This window comes from Paenibacillus sp. ClWae2A (genome assembly GCF_032452295.1).
Taxonomy (GTDB): Bacteria; Bacillota; Bacilli; order Paenibacillales; family Paenibacillaceae; genus Paenibacillus.
In genome coordinates, this window is the sequence record NZ_JAULSQ010000001.1 from 582,315 (window position 1) to 600,250 (window position 17,936).

A 17,936-nucleotide genomic window follows, 5' to 3' on the forward strand; every position below is an offset into this window, starting at 1 on the left:
TGAGTAATGGCAAACATTTTGATCATTGAAGATGAAACAACGATTGCGGAACTGGAACGGGATTATTTTGAGCTCAACGGATTTTCCGTGGATCTCTGCCATACTGGAGATGAAGGTCTGAAGCAGGCATTGGAGGGGGACTATAATCTGATCATTGTTGATCTGATGCTTCCGGGACTCGACGGCTTCGAATGTTGCAGGCGTATTCGCGAGGTAAAAGAGGTGCCCATCCTTGTCGTTTCCGCGAAAAAGGAAGAAATCGATAAGATCCGGACATTTAATCTGGGAGTGGATGATTTTATTACAAAACCGTTCAGCCCAAGTGAGTTGGTTGCACGAGCAAAGGCTCATTTGACCCGATACGAGAGACTACTTGGCAAAAACAAACCAGCTGAGCAGGATGAAATCCACATTCGCGGGCTTCACATTGATAAAGGATCACGCCGTGTTTTTGTTAATGGAGAAGAGGTGGCGATTACAACGAAGGAGTTCGAGCTACTTGTATTTCTTGCGAGTCATCCCAATCGTGTATTCAGCAAATCAGATCTGTTTGAGCGCATCTGGGGCATGGATTCCACCGGAGACATTGCAACAGTTACCGTCCATATTCGCAAACTGCGCGGGAAGCTGGAGACAGACCCCAAAAATCCGGAGTATATTGAAACCGTCTGGGGCGCAGGCTACCGGTTTACTGCATAAGTTTCGTGAAAATTTAGAACCAGTTTATATTTTGTTAATAACTTTATCCTTGGGAGTTTCTTTTTGTCCTCTATTCTATAGATACAGGCAACTACAACCTATAGAGGAGGAATTCAACCATGAATTCTACAACCCGCAAAATCGCTACATTTCTAACCATAACTGCATTAGGTACAGCAGTGTTCCCGTTAACTGCGAATCAAGTACATGCAGCTACATACGTTACTAACATTGCGGCAACAACCACACAGCTTACGCAACAACAGATTGAAGCTGCTATCAAGGATCTGAATAGCTTGGGGATCATGAACGGGTATGCAGATCAATCCATGGGTGAACATCGAGCAATTACCCGTGCGGAGTTAGCTTCATTGGTTTTCAAAACGTTTAATTTGGAGAGCAAGACAGGAGAAATCGTAGAATTGACGGACGTGAATCCGAACGCGTGGTACGCACCTTATGCATCAAAATTTGTTGAACTCGGCATCATGCAGACGAATGATGGACAATTCAATCCGCAAACTCAAGTGTCGGATGCTGAACTCGAACAGGTCGTATCCAAAGCGATGCAACGTGATGTAAAGTCCGTTCACCATTGGATGAGCGAGTTCTACTCCGAGAACGGTACAGCAACGCGCGGCGAAGCAGCAGTGCTGTTGCAAACCGCACACCAAGCTATTCCTTCGGAGCAAGCTCAAATCAAGAGCGTTAGATCTTTGAATGCCATTACGTTAATTGTAACTTTTGACAAGCCGTTGACAGCAGCGGATGAGGTTTTTGCCAAGGCACAAACGGACTTTGCGTTTAGTGGTGAGCTTACGTTGACCAATATGCCCCGTTTGAAAACAGGGTCAATTGCGACTTACATCGTTCCAACGTCCGTACAAGATGCTGGTGAAGTGTACAACCTGACTTACAAAGGCCAAGACGCTGGTTCCTTTGAAGGCAGTGCCACGAAAATAAACATGACAACGGCTAGTCAAGTAACGAATGATACATTCGAGATTGAAGCACTGCAAGTGAACGGTGTAGTGGATTACGGTTACATTATTTCGGCATACAGCGGTGGTCGAGGAGCTAATGCATTCGTGCTGAATGATCAAGAGCAAGCAGGAGGCAAAACGGTTCAGATCATCTCTTCCATGCAGGCAAGACAAGTTGTAATTACGCCAGAAGGTGGCGAGCCTATCGTTGCCAGATATGTTCCGTTCACGCAGTCCACAGATGGTAAACAAGAACCGAAGTTCCGTTTGCCTGAGGGTCAAACGCTGAAATCAGGTGTCACATATACGGTTACTTCGGATTGGGCGAACCTAGAAAATGCTTCATTTACAGCGAAATCGTTTGATGCACTAGTGGTTGCAAGTGCTCAAGCCGTGAGCGAAACCTCCATTGAAGTTACGCTTGACCAGGATCCTGGAGATGAATTGTTCTCTGGTCGAAGTGTAACGTTAACTTCACCTAGCGGGGATGTTTTGACGGCCACTTATAAATATTCAAGTCGCAAAGGTGCGACGGGTGTATTCGACCTAACGAATGATGGAAAGTTGACTCCGGGTACTACGTATACAATAAACCCAGTTGGGGATTGGAGTATCGCTTCTTCGGTCACCTTGACACTGGAGTAAAGGAGGCAGTATGAGTAAATCGCTGATCATCGTTGTCCTGATAAGCAGTATGTTAATCGTCCAGGGCTGCGTGCCTGAAATGAGAAACGACTCTAACGTGGAGGAAAAGGCCATGACTTCAGCAGATGAACAGCTGTTCAAGGCAGTAGAGGACAGTGATACTGAACGCATCGAACAAATGATTCAAGCAGGTGCCAATATCAATGCTCAAGATCAGAGTGGACGAACCGCTACAATGATTGCAACCTACAATAATGATTCAACATCGGCTAAAGTGTTAATTGAAGCGGGGGCAGATGTGAATATACAGGACGATATGAAAAATACTCCGTTTCTGTATGCTGGGGCTGAAGGATACTTGGATATTTTGAAGCTGACAATCGAGGCGGGAGCGGACCCAGCGATAACGAATCGATATGGAGGGACAGCACTTATTCCAGCTTCGGAGCATGGATATGTAGATGTAGTGCGAGAACTCCTGACTCAAACTTCGGTGGATGTGGACCATGTGAATCAATTGGGATGGACAGCGCTACTCGAAGCGATCATTCTTAACGATGGCAATGCTCAGCAGCAGGAGACGATACAATTACTCATTGACCATGGAGCGGACGTAAACATATCGGATCGTGATGGGGTATCACCGCTCAGTCATGCGAAGAATAAAGGCTTTAAGGAAATTGAAGACATTTTGATACGGGCTGGTGCGAAATAGAACACTTTTAGGGTAAATAAACAAACAAAATTGTTGAGATATATGTATAAATGGTTTTCATGGAGCGCCTGATTCCTTCTATGCTGAAGGGAGGGCGTTTCATTCAATCAATCTTACGTTTATGAAACTGGCATAGTCTTAGCATGACATGATTAGATACAAGAACGAGAATCTTTAAAAATGAATATCTCTGCTTTAAAGTTTGCTATAGTTTACCACTATACTTCCAGATAAAATGGAAATACCAACCATGTAAGCGCTATCTATTATTGTGCCGCTTGTACATGTTGGAATCATTCATGGAGGTGTATGATGAAGAGGAAGTCTTGGTATACTTTGGCGGTAACAGGTGTCATCTCTTTGTTTTTTTCAGTAAGCGCTTTCGCGGGTTATGTGTTCTGGGAACCTCTAACCTATTTTAACGCAAGTACGTGGCAAAAAGCGGATGGGTATTCCAATGGGAGCATGTTTAACTGTACGTGGAGGGCTAACAATGTTAATTTCACAAGTGATGGTAAGCTTAAGCTTGGTTTGACCAGCTCTGCGAATAACAAGTATGATTGTGGAGAGTACCGTTCCACGAATACGTATGGGTACGGCTTGTATGAAGTCAGTATGAAACCCGCCAAGAACACAGGTATAGTTTCGTCTTTTTTCACATACACAGGGCCCGCACATGGCACCCAATGGGATGAGATTGATATCGAATTTTTAGGAAAAGACACAACCAAAGTGCAGTTTAATTATTACACCAATGGGGTTGGTAATCATGAGAAGATTATCAATCTAGGTTTTGATGCATCCCAAGGTTTCCATACGTACGCATTTGACTGGCAGCCGGGACATATCAAATGGTATGTTGATGGTGTACTGAAGCATACGGCAACCAGCAATATTCCTTCAACACCCGGAAAAATCATGATGAACCTCTGGAATGGAACAGGAGTAGATAGCTGGCTCGGTCCTTATAACGGTGCCAATCCGCTCTATGCAGAGTACGATTGGGTTAAATATACGAGTAATTAAGCAGACTGAAGCAGCCGTTAGCGGCTGCTTTTTTCTATATTTTGGTATTGTATTTATTCAATATATGTATTCAATATCCAATATCCTAAATTAATGCAATAAATGTTGCAATATTAGTATGGGCATAAATATCAAACATTCATTATGATTAACCTGTAAGCAACATTACATAGACTGGGGGAACGAAGTTGGACACAAGTAAAAAGAGAAGAGTAGGCAGTTTGGTCATGATCGGTGTATTGGCCCTATCTGCAGCCTTGAGTGGGTGTAGTAACGGGAGCGACAAGAAAACAGAATCGAGTACACCAGCGACAACGTTGGAGCTCAAAAATGGGAAGTATGATCCACCAGTATCCATTACGTATTTACGACCATGGGGTCCAGACGTGAAGTTTAAGCCAGGCGAGGATCAGGATAACAACGTCCATACCAAATGGGCTAAGGAGAAACTCGGGATTGAGTTGAAAAACCAGTGGATATCTCCTTCTACCAATAATGCATTTGAGACGAAACTGCGCCTGTCACTGGCTTCTAATGCAGACATGCCAGACATTATTTCGTATCGCGGCGAATTCAATCTGGTGCGTGAATTGATTGAGTCTGGAAAATTTGTCGATGCGGGCGAGTTGTTTGACAAATATGCCAGCGACACATGGAAAGCAGCCGTAAACGAAGATCCTTCCGTATGGTATCCATACATGCAAGATGGCAAAAAGATCGGTATTCCGATTCTGGACTATTCCTATAATGGTGATCCTGTCATGTGGATCCGTGAAGACTGGATGAAGAAATTCAATCTGGAAGCACCTAAAACGATAGATGATCTTGAAGTCATTATGGAAACGTTTACGAATCAAGATCCGGATGGCAATGGGAAGCAGGACACCTATGGACTGACCATTGGCTTCAAAAACTGGCTGAACACATGGATGTCAGAAGCTGGATGGGTATTTGGCGCTTATGGTACAATGCCAAACCAATGGAATCTGACGGCAGACGGAAAACTTGAATACGGTTCCGTTACACCTGGTGCGAAACAGGCTTTGGCCAAATTACAGAGCTGGATGAGCAAAGGGTATATCCCGGAAGAAGCTGGCGTGTATGACGAGACGAAAGCTGCTGAAGAATTTACTGCTGGAAAAGCAGGGATTGTGGTAGGTCCTCACTGGATGCCATCCTGGCCGTTGGAGGATGTGAAGAAGAACAATCCTGAGGCTGAATACAAAGCCTATCCGATTCCTTCCGGTCCAAACGGTCAAGCGGGAAGACATGGTACGTCGAATGGAAATGGCGTAATTCTGATTAACAAAGACATGAAAAATCCAGAAGCCTTTTTCACCTATCAGAACTATCTCTTTGATCACTATGCAAATCCTAAAGAAGGCGATGAGTTCGAACATGGATTTGCCGAAGGGTACGATTGGGTAATGGTCGATGGGAAACCATCAACTGATGCAAGTCTTACGGGTGGTTATGCTCCAGAGAAGTACACCTTAACGTTTGATGGAGCACGTATTCCCAATCTAAGCATGACAACACTTGCCAAGCTCGCGAGCGGTGAAGAAGCAACTACACCGTTTGAGAAGAAAATCAAATCAGGTGTACCCGTACCTATGCTTGATGCAGCCAAGATTGTTTTGGATCAAAAAGATATCGTGTTCAATCAGATGTTTACTGGTGCACCTTCAATGACGATGCAGATGAACAATGACATTTTGACGAAGATGGAGAAAGATACATTCTCTCAAATTGTATATGGCAAAACCTCTGTTGATGCGTTCGATTCATTTGTTGAGAAATGGAAATCTTCAGGCGGAGATCAGATTACGAAAGAAGTTAACGAGTGGTATGATTCCGTGAAAAGCGGAAAATAGTACGAGGGGAGAGGCGCGAACATTACTTCGATGCATCGCGGGCCCCATAAGCACCAAAAAGGCATTGCAGGAGATCAACTCCGGCCATGCCTTTTGCTATGCAATATGAAAAATGGGAAAAACGTGGAGCTTACTAGAACGTTAAGTCTGCTCTGGCCCCCCTTAAACAGGTAGATTTTCCCGATATTCCTGCGGTGTAAGATCATAAAATTTCTTGAAAACTCGAATGAAATATGCGGTATTGTTGTAACCGACAAGTTCTGCAATCTCAAACACTTTGGCGGTTGATGTTCGTAAATGATAGGCTGCTTTCTCCATTCTCAATCGGTACACATAGGCAGTAAGTGCTTCACCGGTCTCCGCTTTGTATACCTTGGACAAGTACACTGGATGCAGATGCACATGGTCGGCAATGGCAGGTAGCGATACATCTCCAGCCAGATGAAGGTCGACGAAACTTTTCACGCTGCGTACAATGGTGCTGTGATTGTCTTTAAGCTCTTGTTCGGCATCATCTCGTATGTAATAAAGCGTACGTATGGACCAGTCCTGCAATTGCTGTGCAGTAGAATAGCTGGGAGCTTGAAAGTATCGATAGGACTCTGCTGGAATCAAAGAAGAGATTTGTTTGCCATTTTTATGAATGATGTACGCAAACGCACCCGCAATAGCAAAATACACCTCAAAGGTTGACTCCGCAATATCATGATGTTCATTGGAATGCAGCAGTTCCTCAAATATGTGTTCGATTTTCTGTTCCACATCCTCAAAGCGACCAGCTTCGAGCAGGCTAATCAACGTTGGTGGCTGATAAAGCGACCTGATCGTATGTAGAGGATTGGCATCCGTTTCATCGGAAGCAGTGACAAACAAACCTTGCACCTGACCCATCCGTTTACGCATGGACATGACCGCTCGCTCATAGAGTTCTCCTATTTCGTGGGGGAACTTCCCCCAGTTAGAGACGGAGATTGAGATCGCACCCTTTAAGTATAACTGAACATTAGTTTGAATTTGAGCAGCATACTGCTCAAGCAATGTCTGAGACGTCTCACTCCTGCTGTAACTCATCGTGGTTGAATGTTTCTTGCTAACCAGAACAACAATGTAATCATGAACGTCTCGTGTGTGCCAGATATGAAAATGATTATGCATCACTTCACTTATGATATTACATATCGCATATTCCATTAGGGCCAGGTCGCCGTGTGCCATATCGGATAGATGTTTCTCCATACGGATAATCAGCATACCGAGATCCTCTCCTACGGAGTAGGGAAGTTCCAGCAGATCAAGCTTGTCTGCCAGTGTCTTCTGATCATAGACTTTTCCAGTCAGCAACTCGTGCAGCATCGTGGATTGAAGCAATGGCAGATGATCCTGAAAAGCGTGTAAAGCTCTTTGATGAGATGCTGCCGTTTCCCACTTCTCTTTAATTCGATGAACAAGACGTTGCACGGATTCGATCAGATCTTCATCGCTAACAGGTTTCAGCAAGTAATCGAAGCTTTCCTGCGCAATGGCCTGTTTGGCATATTCAAAGTCGGCGTGACCTGATAACAGAATTGTCTGCACATGAGGCCACTTTTCATGAATCGCTGTAATCAGTGCAATGCCTGACATTTCGGGCATACGTATATCCGTGATAACAATGTCAATGTCGTGGTTGTCCATAATTTCCAGAGCTACTGCACCGGATAAGGCTTCATGAACTGTACCGATTCCACAACTTTCCCACGGAATGGTCTCTGCCAGCGTTTCCACGACGGAACGTTCATCGTCCACTAGTAATATTTGCAGCATGGGTCGTTCACCTACTTGTCTGTATTGTCGTGCCATGTGATGTTAACTTTAATACCACCCATTGAAGAATGATCATAAGATAGTCCAGATCCTTCACCGTACAGAAAGGACAAACGCTGATGGACATTCCATGTACCACATCCCATATTCTCATCCAGCGGTTTAAGAAGATTATCTCTCAGATGATCAAGCTGTTTCTCAGACATGCCGAGCCCGCTGTCCTCCACGATAATCGTGTACACATCATCCTCGCAGTCCGCATAGATTTTAATCTCACCATCTACCGATTTGGGCTCCAGACCATGAATAATAGCGTTCTCAATAATAGGCTGGAGGGTAAGTCTGGGAACTGTTTTATCTAAAATATCATGGGGCACGTCGATTGTAAAATGCATTCGTTCCAGACGAAGTGACTGGATTTCCAAATAATTTTTGACCATCGTCAGCTCTTCACGAAGCGTGGCTTGATCCTTTTCGGACCTGGTTATGTATCGGTAATACTCCCCCAGATTCAGTGCCATGGCTACCACGGCCTTTTCATTTTTCATTCGGGCCATGTTCTTGATATAGAACAGGCAGTTATATAGAAAATGCGGATTAATCTGCGACTGCAACTGTTTGAGCGTGGCTTCCCGACTTCGTAATTTCTCCTCATATACATTCTCGATTAATTCCTGAATTCGTTGAGCCATGATGTTGAAACGTGCAAATAACAGGCTGAACTCATTGCGTGCAGAATGATGAAGCCGAACGGAAAAGTCCCCGGTGGACAAGCGATTCGTCCCTTTCACCAACTGTAAGAGTGGAAGCTGCACACTTCGGTAGAGTGTATATAATACAACAACGCTCATCACGATTAGAACAGCAATTGAAGCGTAAAACAGATTTCGGCTGCTCGTAATCGGTTTCAAAATTTGCTGCATAGGCACATAGTCAACATAATACCAGCCGAGACTCTTGGATTGAATGTAGGAGACGTAATATTCCGTTTTGTTCAACGTTGTACTGAATCCACCGCTGGCCTGCAACTTCGCTTCTTTCAGGGAAGGCAGGATGGCGTTCAAGGTTTCCTTTCCAGAACTATTGCTGATTAATCCATAATCGGGATGGAACATGAATGGGTCACCTTTATTATTTAACTTGTTTTGATTAAGGAGTGCAGTCAAGTGATGAACTGGGAAACTGATTTTGGTAATCAATCTGGCTTTGCCAGGTCTCGCCATCGCTGTCGTTGGATCAGTAGTGTACCAGATAAACTGATTATCAGCATAGGTCCAGGACTGCGAGAGGGGTTCCTTAAATTCATCATCCCTGTACGGAATGTAAGCATAATAGTCCGTTGATATCACTTTTTGCATCCTTGGGAAGTATAGTGTGATGGTCGAATGCCATTTGCTTGCTGCGTTGTACAGATTCATCTTTTCCAGAATGGCGCTTCCAACTTTCACACGTTCATAGGGAATGTCCTTGTAGTCGGGGCGTTGATATTCCTGAATACTCGAATCTTGTCCGATAGACATCCCATACAATGACAATTGGTAAATGTTGGATTCTACTGAGTCAGCAAATGTTGAGAGATGATTCATCGTATTGTTCTGAATCTCGTGTTCGATAACACGCACGCTTTCTCGGTTCGAGTATGTATAGAGAAACAGCACCAGAATAAGCAGCATCACAAACAACAGTGTAATTTTGGTAAAGACATTCAAGCGTGTAAACAAAGTTCAACCTCCTTAATCTTATTAAAATATTGATATCGTTGTTGCAATATTAGGATATAGATCACAAATTTCCATTGCTATAATTTTAATATACAAGTTCACGATGACTTGTAAAATACAAAATTTAGAACATGGGGGATGCAGGAGTGAAGGAACATACGTTAGAAACGCCGCATAAACGGCGCTCCACCAGGGTTAAACAGCGCTGGAATATGCAACGGAATTGGACCTTGCATATGATGCTCATTCCAGCTGTATTGCTGGCACTGGTGTTTCAGTACATACCGATGGGCGGCATTGTAATTGCTTTTCAGGATTTTAAGCCATACTTGGGATTTTCTGAATCCAAATGGGTGGGTTGGGACAATTTTCGATATTTATTTTTATATCCGGACGTAGGTCAGGTGATCTGGAATACGCTGGTCATTGCATTTTTCAAAATCATCGCAGGTCTGTTCGCTCCATTCCTGTTTGCCATTTTGCTCAATGAAGTACGCTTGACGGCATTCAAGAGAGTGAGTCAAACGCTTGTGTATCTACCGCATTTCCTATCATGGGTTATTCTCGGGGGGATTCTGCTCGATATTCTGTCTCCACAGGGCGGGATGGTCAACCAACTTATCGTAGCATTCGGAGGAGAACCGATCTTCTTCCTGGGAGACGGTACATGGTTCCGAATAACGCTGATCCTCAGTGATGTGTGGAAAGAATTTGGTTTTGGTACGATCGTATTTCTGGCTTCTCTCTCAGGAATTAATCCTGCACTCTACGAGGCTGCCGAGGTGGATGGGGCCAACCGATTTAAACAGACGCTGCACATTACGATTCCGGCATTAATGCCGATTACAATCGTACTGATGACACTCTCTATCGGCAATATCCTGAACGCCGGTTTTGATCAGGTGTTCAACTTGTACAATCCGCTTGTGTATGACAAAGGCGACATCATTGACACCTTTGTATATCGACTCGGGATTCTGAACGGGAAGATGAGTTTTGCCACAGCAGTGGGGTTATTCAAATCAGTGGTAGCTACCATTTTGATTGTTATATCGTACAGAATGGCTTACAAACTGGCTAATTATCGAGTTTTCTAGAGAGGAGAAAAGGGCTTGTATTATAAAACAAAAGGATACCGCATATTCAGCATCGCTAACTATACTTTTCTTGGGATATTATCGATACTCTGCATTTTACCAATTATTCATATATTGGCTGTTTCATTCAGCAGTATGGCGCCAGCATCATCAAACCTGGTTACCTTCTGGCCCATCGGGTTCACAACCGACGCATATGTGAAAACATTCGGGAATTCAAACTTCATCAACTCCTTGATCGTATCACTTAAACGGACCGTAATTGCGACGATCATCGGTATGGTCATTATGCTCATTACCGCATTTCCGTTATCGAAAGAAGATATCAGTTTTAAAGGTCGTTCGTTGTATACATGGTTCTTCGTTTTCACCATATTGTTCAGTGGCGGTTTGATTCCAAGTTACATTCTGATCCAGAAGCTTGGCTTGATGAATACCATCTGGGCACTCATTCTGCCTGGAGCACTGTCCGTGTGGAACGTTATTCTCATGATGAACTTCTTCCGCGGTCTGCCCAAAGAACTTGAAGAAGCAGCCTATTTGGATGGAGCAGGTCATATCAAAACGTTGATTCTGGTCTACGTACCACTGTCGCTTCCAGCGATCGCGACCTTGTCCTTATTTACGATGGTGTATCAGTGGAACTCCTGGTTCGACGGCATGATCTATATGTCTGATATTAAAAATTATCCGCTTGCTTCTCTATTACAGACCATTATCGTTCAGCAAGATCTCAGCAAAATCAACGTCGATCCTTCCCTGTTGGAGAATATCTCGCAGCGAACCGTACGCGCAGCACAGATCTTTATCGGCGCGCTTCCGATCCTGATGGTATACCCGTTTTTACAACGTTTCTTCGTTAAGGGGATCGTTATTGGAGCAGTCAAGGAATAGGCTATGCAATGCAAGGATAACTGAGCTGAGGGAGGAAGAAGGATGAGAAAAGGACTGGCATGTATGGTGGCATGGAGTTTAATGGCTTCTCTCGTTTATCCAGCAACTGCTGGAGCAGAAAGTGTACAGGGTCAAGCGGAGGTAGAAAATGTGCAGGCGAAAAGCCTGCACTTCTCTGTTCCCTATACAGACCTGACCGGGCATTGGTCACAATCTGCAGTTACTCGGTTGCAAGACTTGAATTTATTGAAAGGTTATACGGACGGTACATTCAAGCCCAGTCAGGTCATTAGCCGAGCTGAATTCGTCATGATTCTGGATCGGGCCTTTGGTTTCACCAGTAATGCGGCGACAGGTTCATATGCGGATATGACTTCAGATGACTGGTTCTATGACGTGATGGTACGAGCGAATGGTTCTGGCATCATCGAAGGTACAGACCGTGAACATCTCTCACCGGGGCAACCGATTACCCGGCAAGATGCAGCGGTTATGGTCGATCGAGCTTTTCAACTTTCAACTGTTACAAGTCAAGGTAGTGAACGATTGAAATTTGAGGATGCAGATGATATTTCCAGTTATGCAAAGAAAGCGCTTACCTATATGGTAGACGAAAATATTCTTAAAGGCTCCCAAGGCAAATTAAATCCCAAATCCCCGATTACACGAGCAGAGACGGCAGCAATGTTGTCGGCGATGATTGCCGATGTGAAAAGTGCTCCAGGTATATATGAGTCACGGGTGGATGGCAACTTGATTATTAAATCAACGGATATCACGTTAAAGAATACGATTGTCAATGGAAATCTGCTGCTGGCAGAAGGCATTGGCGAGGGTTCTGTTGTGCTTCAGGGCGTAACCGTTACAGGAAGTGTCATCATTAAAGGCGGCGGCAGTCATTCCATTAACATTAGCAACTCCAAGCTGAATCGAGTAGTCGTTGACAAACGTGGGGAACCCGTCAGAGTTGCCATTACGGAAGAAAGTAACATTCAGGAGATGCATGTAATGCAAAAATCCATTCTGGAAATCTCTTCAAACAGCCTGATTGATTCCATGAATATTCAAGCAGAAGCGAGTCAGACCCGAATGGATACCAAAGGTACAATCCAAAAATTGAGTGTAGACGCCGATGATGTTGTTATCAACGGAGAGAAAGTAAAACAAGGATTGCGCACATCCATGGTGGGTGAAGCCCAACAACCTGCTTCAGCGCAGCCTGGCGGTTCAACAAATGTGACAAGCACACCTACACCATCTTCTCCAGACGGGCAATCACCGTCTACACCATCAACACCAAGCAATCCTGCGGGCGAAAAACCGGTTCCAGCAACAACGATTCCGCATGATCAATGGGAGCTGGTCTGGAATGATGAATTTAACGGTTTTGCGATTGATGCTTCCAAATGGACCGTACAGGATACAGGACTCGTTTATAACAATGAAATGCAATATTACAGCCCGGATAACACTCGCATTACGAAAGATCAGAATCGAAGCGTGTTGCAGATTGAAGCAAAAAAGGGTCCGAAAAATGGTAAAGATTACAGCTCTGGCAAACTGATCTCCATGGGAAAAGGCGACTGGACCTACGGTAAAGTAGTTGTACGTGCAAAGCTTCCTATTGAAAAAGGCATGTGGCCTGCCATATGGATGATGCCAACAGATGAAGCACATTATGGAGGCTGGCCTGCCTCTGGAGAAATCGATATTATGGAGCTAATTGGTGGCAAAGAGAGTAATAACAAGGTATATAGCACATTGCATTATGACAGTGTGAAGCCTGACGGTTCCCATGGACATGATCAGGGAAGCCTCACTCTTCCGAAGGGAGAAACTTTTGCAGACGATTACCATGATTTCCAAGTGGAATGGTTGCCAGGCATGATTCGTTTCTATGTGGATGGTAAGCTGCACCATGAAGTGACCAACTGGCAAACGAAGGCTGCGGGCCAACCCGAGTATTATACATTTCCTGCACCATTTGATCGTCCGTTCTATCTGATTCTGAATCTGGCAGTTGGAGGGGACTGGCCGGGCTCACCTGAGAGCGATTTCACTTCTGAAAAGATGAATGTTGATTTTGTGCGTGTATATTCTTACAAAAATCTAGACACATGGCCTGATGTAACAACAAATCCCATCGAGCCTGCACAACAGCGGGAACCACAAGCCGACGGTAATCAAATCTACAATGATCGTTTTGCGGAAGGGTCTGAAGACAATGGAGTTCCTCTTCAGTGGAAATTCATCACAAATGCTGATGGAGCTGGCAGTGTCAAAGTTGTAACGGATGAGCAGAAAGGGAAAGCAGCAGAAGTTACCATTGATTCATCGGGTACTGAAAACTACTCGGTTCAACTCACTCAGATGCCGATGTACATCAAGAAAAACAAAAAGTACAAGATACTGTTTGATGCGAAAGCATCTGCTAACCGTACAATCATGTCCAAAGTGAACCAATTTGAAAAAAGCTGGACCAATTATTCGGGTGATAACACCTTTGCACTCACGACAGATTGGCAATCCTATGACTATACCTTCAATATGCGGGATGGATCGGATAACAATGCCAGATTCGAATTTAATCTGGGGCTGGATGATACAACCGTATGGTTTGCCAATGTCAGATTGATCGAGGTGGGTGAGGCTGATCCGTTAACTGTCGAACGAAATGCGCTACCTGATGGCAACTTTATTTACAATGGCACATTCGATCAGGGCAAGGAGCGTCTGGGATTCTGGTCAAGCAGCATTCAGGACAGTGCGGCAGCCAATATAAGTGTAAATAACTTTTCGAAATTCCCGATTATGGAGCGTCAGCTGGTTGTTGATGTTACTCAAACGAATGGTGACCCACAGCAAGTTTCGGTAAACCAACCGGATTTGAAACTGGAAGCGAATACAACGTATGGTTTCTCCTTAGATGCCAAGGCAGACACACCGCGAAGCATCGACATTGATGTTGTCAGTAGTAATGGGCATGCAGTACAGGTTCATCAAGGACAAAACCTCTCCTTGAACCAAGAAATGAAAACATTCACTGGAGAAATCATCATTGGAGATGGAGCATCAATCGCACAATCCGAGCTAAGACTGTTATTCGGCAGTTCTAAAGGTAAGGTATATGTGGACAATGTTCGTCTGACGAAACGTGGAAAACCTCTCTCAGTGAATGGCTACGCACATGTACCTGCAACCGAAGCCTGGATGATGCAGGGGTTGCAACTGGAGGATTCCGTAGAAGGAGGAAAACATGTCAGCTACATGGATCAAGGCGATCTGCTGCAATATAAAATCGATGTAGCTCATGACGGAGATTATGTTCTGTCTGCCCGAATGGCCAGCGGAAAAAGTGATTCCAAGGTTCAGTTCAGCATTCAGGATGAACAAGGGACAACCGTTGCACAATCAGACCTGAGTCTCGGAGACACGGGTGGATGGCAAGCATATAAAACGGTGTATTTTCCAGGGGTCAACTTAACAGCAGGCAAACCCTATTATGTGAATTTTGAAGGAGCAAATTATAATACACGTTGGGTGGATATTTCACAAAACAAAATTCAGAACAGTGGGCTAACAGCTGATCTGAACCATTGGGAGCTGATTCCTAATCATCTCACATCATCATTTACCGAAGACAAAGGCCTGACGATTAACTTGCCAGGTACAAGCGAAAATTGGTGGGATGCCTTGCTGCAACAAGGTCAGATCGAACTGGATGCAAATAAATCATACCGACTTACCTTTGAGGCATCTGCTTCAAGTCCTAAATCCATGCAAGCGGTTCTTTCTCAGAATGCAGGGGATTTTGTGAAGTATTTTGAAGAAGAAGTGGAATTAACTGCGGATCAAAAGTCGTATGCTTATACATTCACCATGGGAGACACAGCGGATTCCACAGCCGTGCTTGCATTCGGTCTAGGATATCCCATATCTTCTGGAGACCATCAGGTTTCTATCCGTAATGTGCAGTTATATGAAGTTAATCCCAATGCAGACCAAGGGGGACAACCGGCTCATGTCAATCTTATTCCCAATGGGGATTTCGCCAAAGGCACTGAGGGTTGGTTTACACATGCGGATGGTAATGCAGCAGATCTGAACATACAAGTCAGTAATCAACAGCTTCAGGCTCAGATTGGAAATGTTGGCCTGAATCCATGGGATCGTCAGGTGATCAATGAGGGATTTGCCATCCAAAAGGGCTTCAAGTATAAGCTCACTTTTAGAGCCAAAGCCGAGAAGTCCCGAAAATTGGGTTTGGGGATTGGATGGGTCGACGCAGCTGCCAACTACGAATGGCATGGTTTCTTTGGGGCACGAGTTGATTTGACTCCAGAAGAACAGGAGTTCACGTTTACATTTGATGCAACAGAAGCCAGCTATGCGAATACTCGAATCTCATTTGATCTGGGGAACATTGACGGTGTGCAAGATGGCAACACAACCGTCTCATTGTCCGAGGTCAGCTTGATCAATCTGGGTCCTAACAATTAGCTTCTGAATTCTCAATAATTTGTCTTATATGCTTGCCTAATTCTCTTTTTACCTATGCATGCAGAATAAAGTTGTCCAGGAATGACATCATAAAGAAGTAGTATACATCTCAGTTTCCAGAGGAGGATATCTTTTATGGCTGACCAGAAGAAAAGAAAAGAAGCTGCCTGGAAGTCACGAAAGCAAGAACAGCATCCCCATGGCAAAATCAAATCGCTTAAAGAATTATCCAGCGAATATGAAGAGAAACCTACTACGAATTAAGCAAGAGACTGTCAGTGAACATTGCTGGCAGTCTTTCTTCATGTATTGCAGACATTGAGCATAAGTACATACTCTTTTCTAAAAACGAATGAACACAAGATATAGCGTCTGTATAGTTCGTAAATAACTGTGAACAAATCGTTAATTCGTTGACATTACATGTGATTTTAATTAGAATACGAAATGGACTTCAGGTTAAAACAGATATGAGTATCCTTAGTTTTGGTTTAGACTTAGCTGTTAAATCCTAACGACGAATATAGGAGCGATAATAATACAATCCTATATGAAGATTAGGATTTTTTGTTTTTAGCTTTGAAGTATAATTTGAAAGTTGGAGGCTGGCTTTACCATGGACAAATGGTTCAAACTTAAAGAACGAGGCACGACCATCCCTACAGAAATTATCGCAGGGGTTACAACATTCTTCACAATGGTATACATAGTTATCGTAAACCCAGGAATACTCAGCAGCACGGGCATGGACTTTAACGGAGTTTTCATAGCAACGGTACTGGCAAGTATTGTGGGAACTCTGATTATGGGGATATGGTCCAATTATCCAATCGTCATTGCACCGGGTATGGGCCTGAATGCATTCTTTGCCTATAGTGTAGTTGCCGGGTATGGCGTATCTTGGCAGGTTGCACTGGGAGCCGTATTTATAGCAGGGATTTTGTTTATTATTTTATCACTGACTTCATTCCGTTACATGTTGCTTGATGCAATTCCTGCTAGCTTAAAACATGCCATAACCGCAGGGATCGGATTGTTTATTACAACGGTAGGTTTGCAAAATGCCGGGATTATTGCCGATTCAGAATCAAATTTGATTACGATCGGAAACTTGGCTGAGCCAATGGCTTATCTGACCATTATCGGATTGATTATTACCGTTGTGCTGATGGCTTATAATGTGAAGGGTTACCTGTTTATCGGAATGGTGGTAACAGCGATACTTGCCTGGATCATGGGACTATTCCAAATGCCAGAATCGATTGTATCCATGCCGCAAGGTCTTACGTCAACGGCTTTACAACTGGATCTGGCAGGTGTATTCTCCAATGGTCTGTACACGATCATATTTACATTCCTGCTGATCACGCTGTTTGATACGACTGGCACGATGCTCGGTGTTGCTGAACAAGCAGGATTGCTTAAAGATGGTAAATTTCCACGCTCTCGTGGCGCATTATTGGCAGATGCCGTAGGAACAACTAGTGGCGCTTTGCTCGGAACAAGTCCAACATCGGCTTACATCGAGTCCAGCACAGGGGTGGCTGCAGGCGGAAGAACGGGACTGACGGCGGTAACGGTAAGTGTGCTGCTTGCGCTGACGTTATTCTTTACACCGATTGTAAGTGTAATTTCAAGCATTCCAGCCATTACTTCTCCAGCACTGATTATTGTTGGGTACTTTATGATTAACGTTATCAGCAAAATCAAATGGGATGATCTCGAAGAAGCATTTCCTGCCTTTCTGATTATCATCCTTACTCCATTGACGCATAGTATTGCGACAGGCATCGGCGTAGGTTTCATCTTTTATCCCGTACTCAAGCTGCTTCGTGGTAAAGGTAAAGATGTTCATCCAATCTTCTACATTTTTGCAGTATTGTTCTTCATTCAGCTTGTATTCCTGGACCACTAAAAATGGTCTAATCATAAAGAGAACTGCTTTAACAAGCAGCTCTCTTTTTTTAGTAGTTCATACT

At 44.1% G+C, this 17,936-nt stretch carries 12 protein-coding genes; 10 read left to right on the forward strand and 2 right to left on the reverse strand.

The annotated features are described in order from the left end of the window. Positions 1 to 6 precede the first annotated feature (6 nt). The 5 genes from QVE09_RS02380 to QVE09_RS02400 all read left to right on the forward strand — a co-directional run bounded on the left by QVE09_RS02380 (position 7) and on the right by QVE09_RS02400 (position 5,942). Positions 7 to 699 carry a response regulator transcription factor gene (locus tag QVE09_RS02380; protein WP_047843050.1) on the forward strand — a complete coding sequence of 231 codons (693 nt, stop codon included), beginning with the start codon at positions 7 to 9 and terminating at the stop codon, positions 697 to 699. A gap of 119 nt (positions 700 to 818) precedes the next feature. Next, complete coding sequence (locus tag QVE09_RS02385; protein ID WP_315935508.1) at positions 819 to 2,327, forward strand: S-layer homology domain-containing protein; 1,509 nt, start codon at positions 819 to 821, stop codon at positions 2,325 to 2,327. A 10-nt stretch (positions 2,328 to 2,337) separates the two neighbouring features. Then, positions 2,338 to 3,042, forward strand: a complete 705-nt coding sequence (locus QVE09_RS02390; RefSeq protein ID WP_315935509.1) for an ankyrin repeat domain-containing protein — start codon at positions 2,338 to 2,340, stop codon at positions 3,040 to 3,042. 312 nt (positions 3,043 to 3,354) lie between these two features. Then, positions 3,355 to 4,068: a beta-glucanase gene (bglS, locus tag QVE09_RS02395; RefSeq protein WP_315935510.1), complete on the forward strand. Its 714-nt coding sequence runs from the start codon at positions 3,355 to 3,357 to the stop codon at positions 4,066 to 4,068. A gap of 227 nt (positions 4,069 to 4,295) precedes the next feature. Then, positions 4,296 to 5,942, forward strand: a complete 1,647-nt coding sequence (locus QVE09_RS02400) for an extracellular solute-binding protein (protein WP_397387007.1) — start codon at positions 4,296 to 4,298, stop codon at positions 5,940 to 5,942. Between the two features lie 162 nt (positions 5,943 to 6,104). Here the strand turns inward: QVE09_RS02400 and QVE09_RS02405 are convergent, their stop codons facing one another. Both QVE09_RS02405 and QVE09_RS02410 read right to left on the reverse strand, forming a co-directional pair. Further along, positions 6,105 to 7,745, reverse strand: a complete 1,641-nt coding sequence (locus QVE09_RS02405; RefSeq protein ID WP_315935512.1) for a response regulator — start codon at positions 7,743 to 7,745, stop codon at positions 6,105 to 6,107. Positions 7,746 to 7,756: 11 nt separating this feature from the next. After that, entirely contained in the window at positions 7,757 to 9,466 is a 1,710-nt protein-coding gene (locus QVE09_RS02410; protein ID WP_083669649.1) for a sensor histidine kinase, read from the reverse strand. 212 nt (positions 9,467 to 9,678) lie between these two features. Here QVE09_RS02410 and QVE09_RS02415 point away from each other — a divergent pair, with 212 nt between their 5' ends. The 5 genes from QVE09_RS02415 to QVE09_RS02435 all read left to right on the forward strand — a co-directional run bounded on the left by QVE09_RS02415 (position 9,679) and on the right by QVE09_RS02435 (position 17,872). Beyond that, positions 9,679 to 10,563, forward strand: coding sequence for an ABC transporter permease (locus tag QVE09_RS02415; RefSeq protein ID WP_315936075.1), 885 nt, complete (start codon positions 9,679 to 9,681; stop codon positions 10,561 to 10,563). A gap of 15 nt (positions 10,564 to 10,578) precedes the next feature. Then, positions 10,579 to 11,457, forward strand: coding sequence for a carbohydrate ABC transporter permease (locus QVE09_RS02420; RefSeq protein ID WP_315935513.1), 879 nt, complete (start codon positions 10,579 to 10,581; stop codon positions 11,455 to 11,457). Positions 11,458 to 11,499: 42 nt separating this feature from the next. Then, entirely contained in the window at positions 11,500 to 15,957 is a 4,458-nt protein-coding gene (locus QVE09_RS02425) for a carbohydrate binding domain-containing protein (RefSeq protein ID WP_315935514.1), read from the forward strand. A gap of 135 nt (positions 15,958 to 16,092) precedes the next feature. Beyond that, positions 16,093 to 16,221 (forward strand): DUF6254 family protein, encoded by a 129-nt coding sequence (locus QVE09_RS02430; protein ID WP_219845137.1) that lies wholly within the window; start codon positions 16,093 to 16,095, stop codon positions 16,219 to 16,221. Between the two features lie 352 nt (positions 16,222 to 16,573). Continuing rightward, positions 16,574 to 17,872: an NCS2 family permease gene (locus tag QVE09_RS02435; protein WP_221821210.1), complete on the forward strand. Its 1,299-nt coding sequence runs from the start codon at positions 16,574 to 16,576 to the stop codon at positions 17,870 to 17,872. Positions 17,873 to 17,936: the final 64 nt, after the last annotated feature.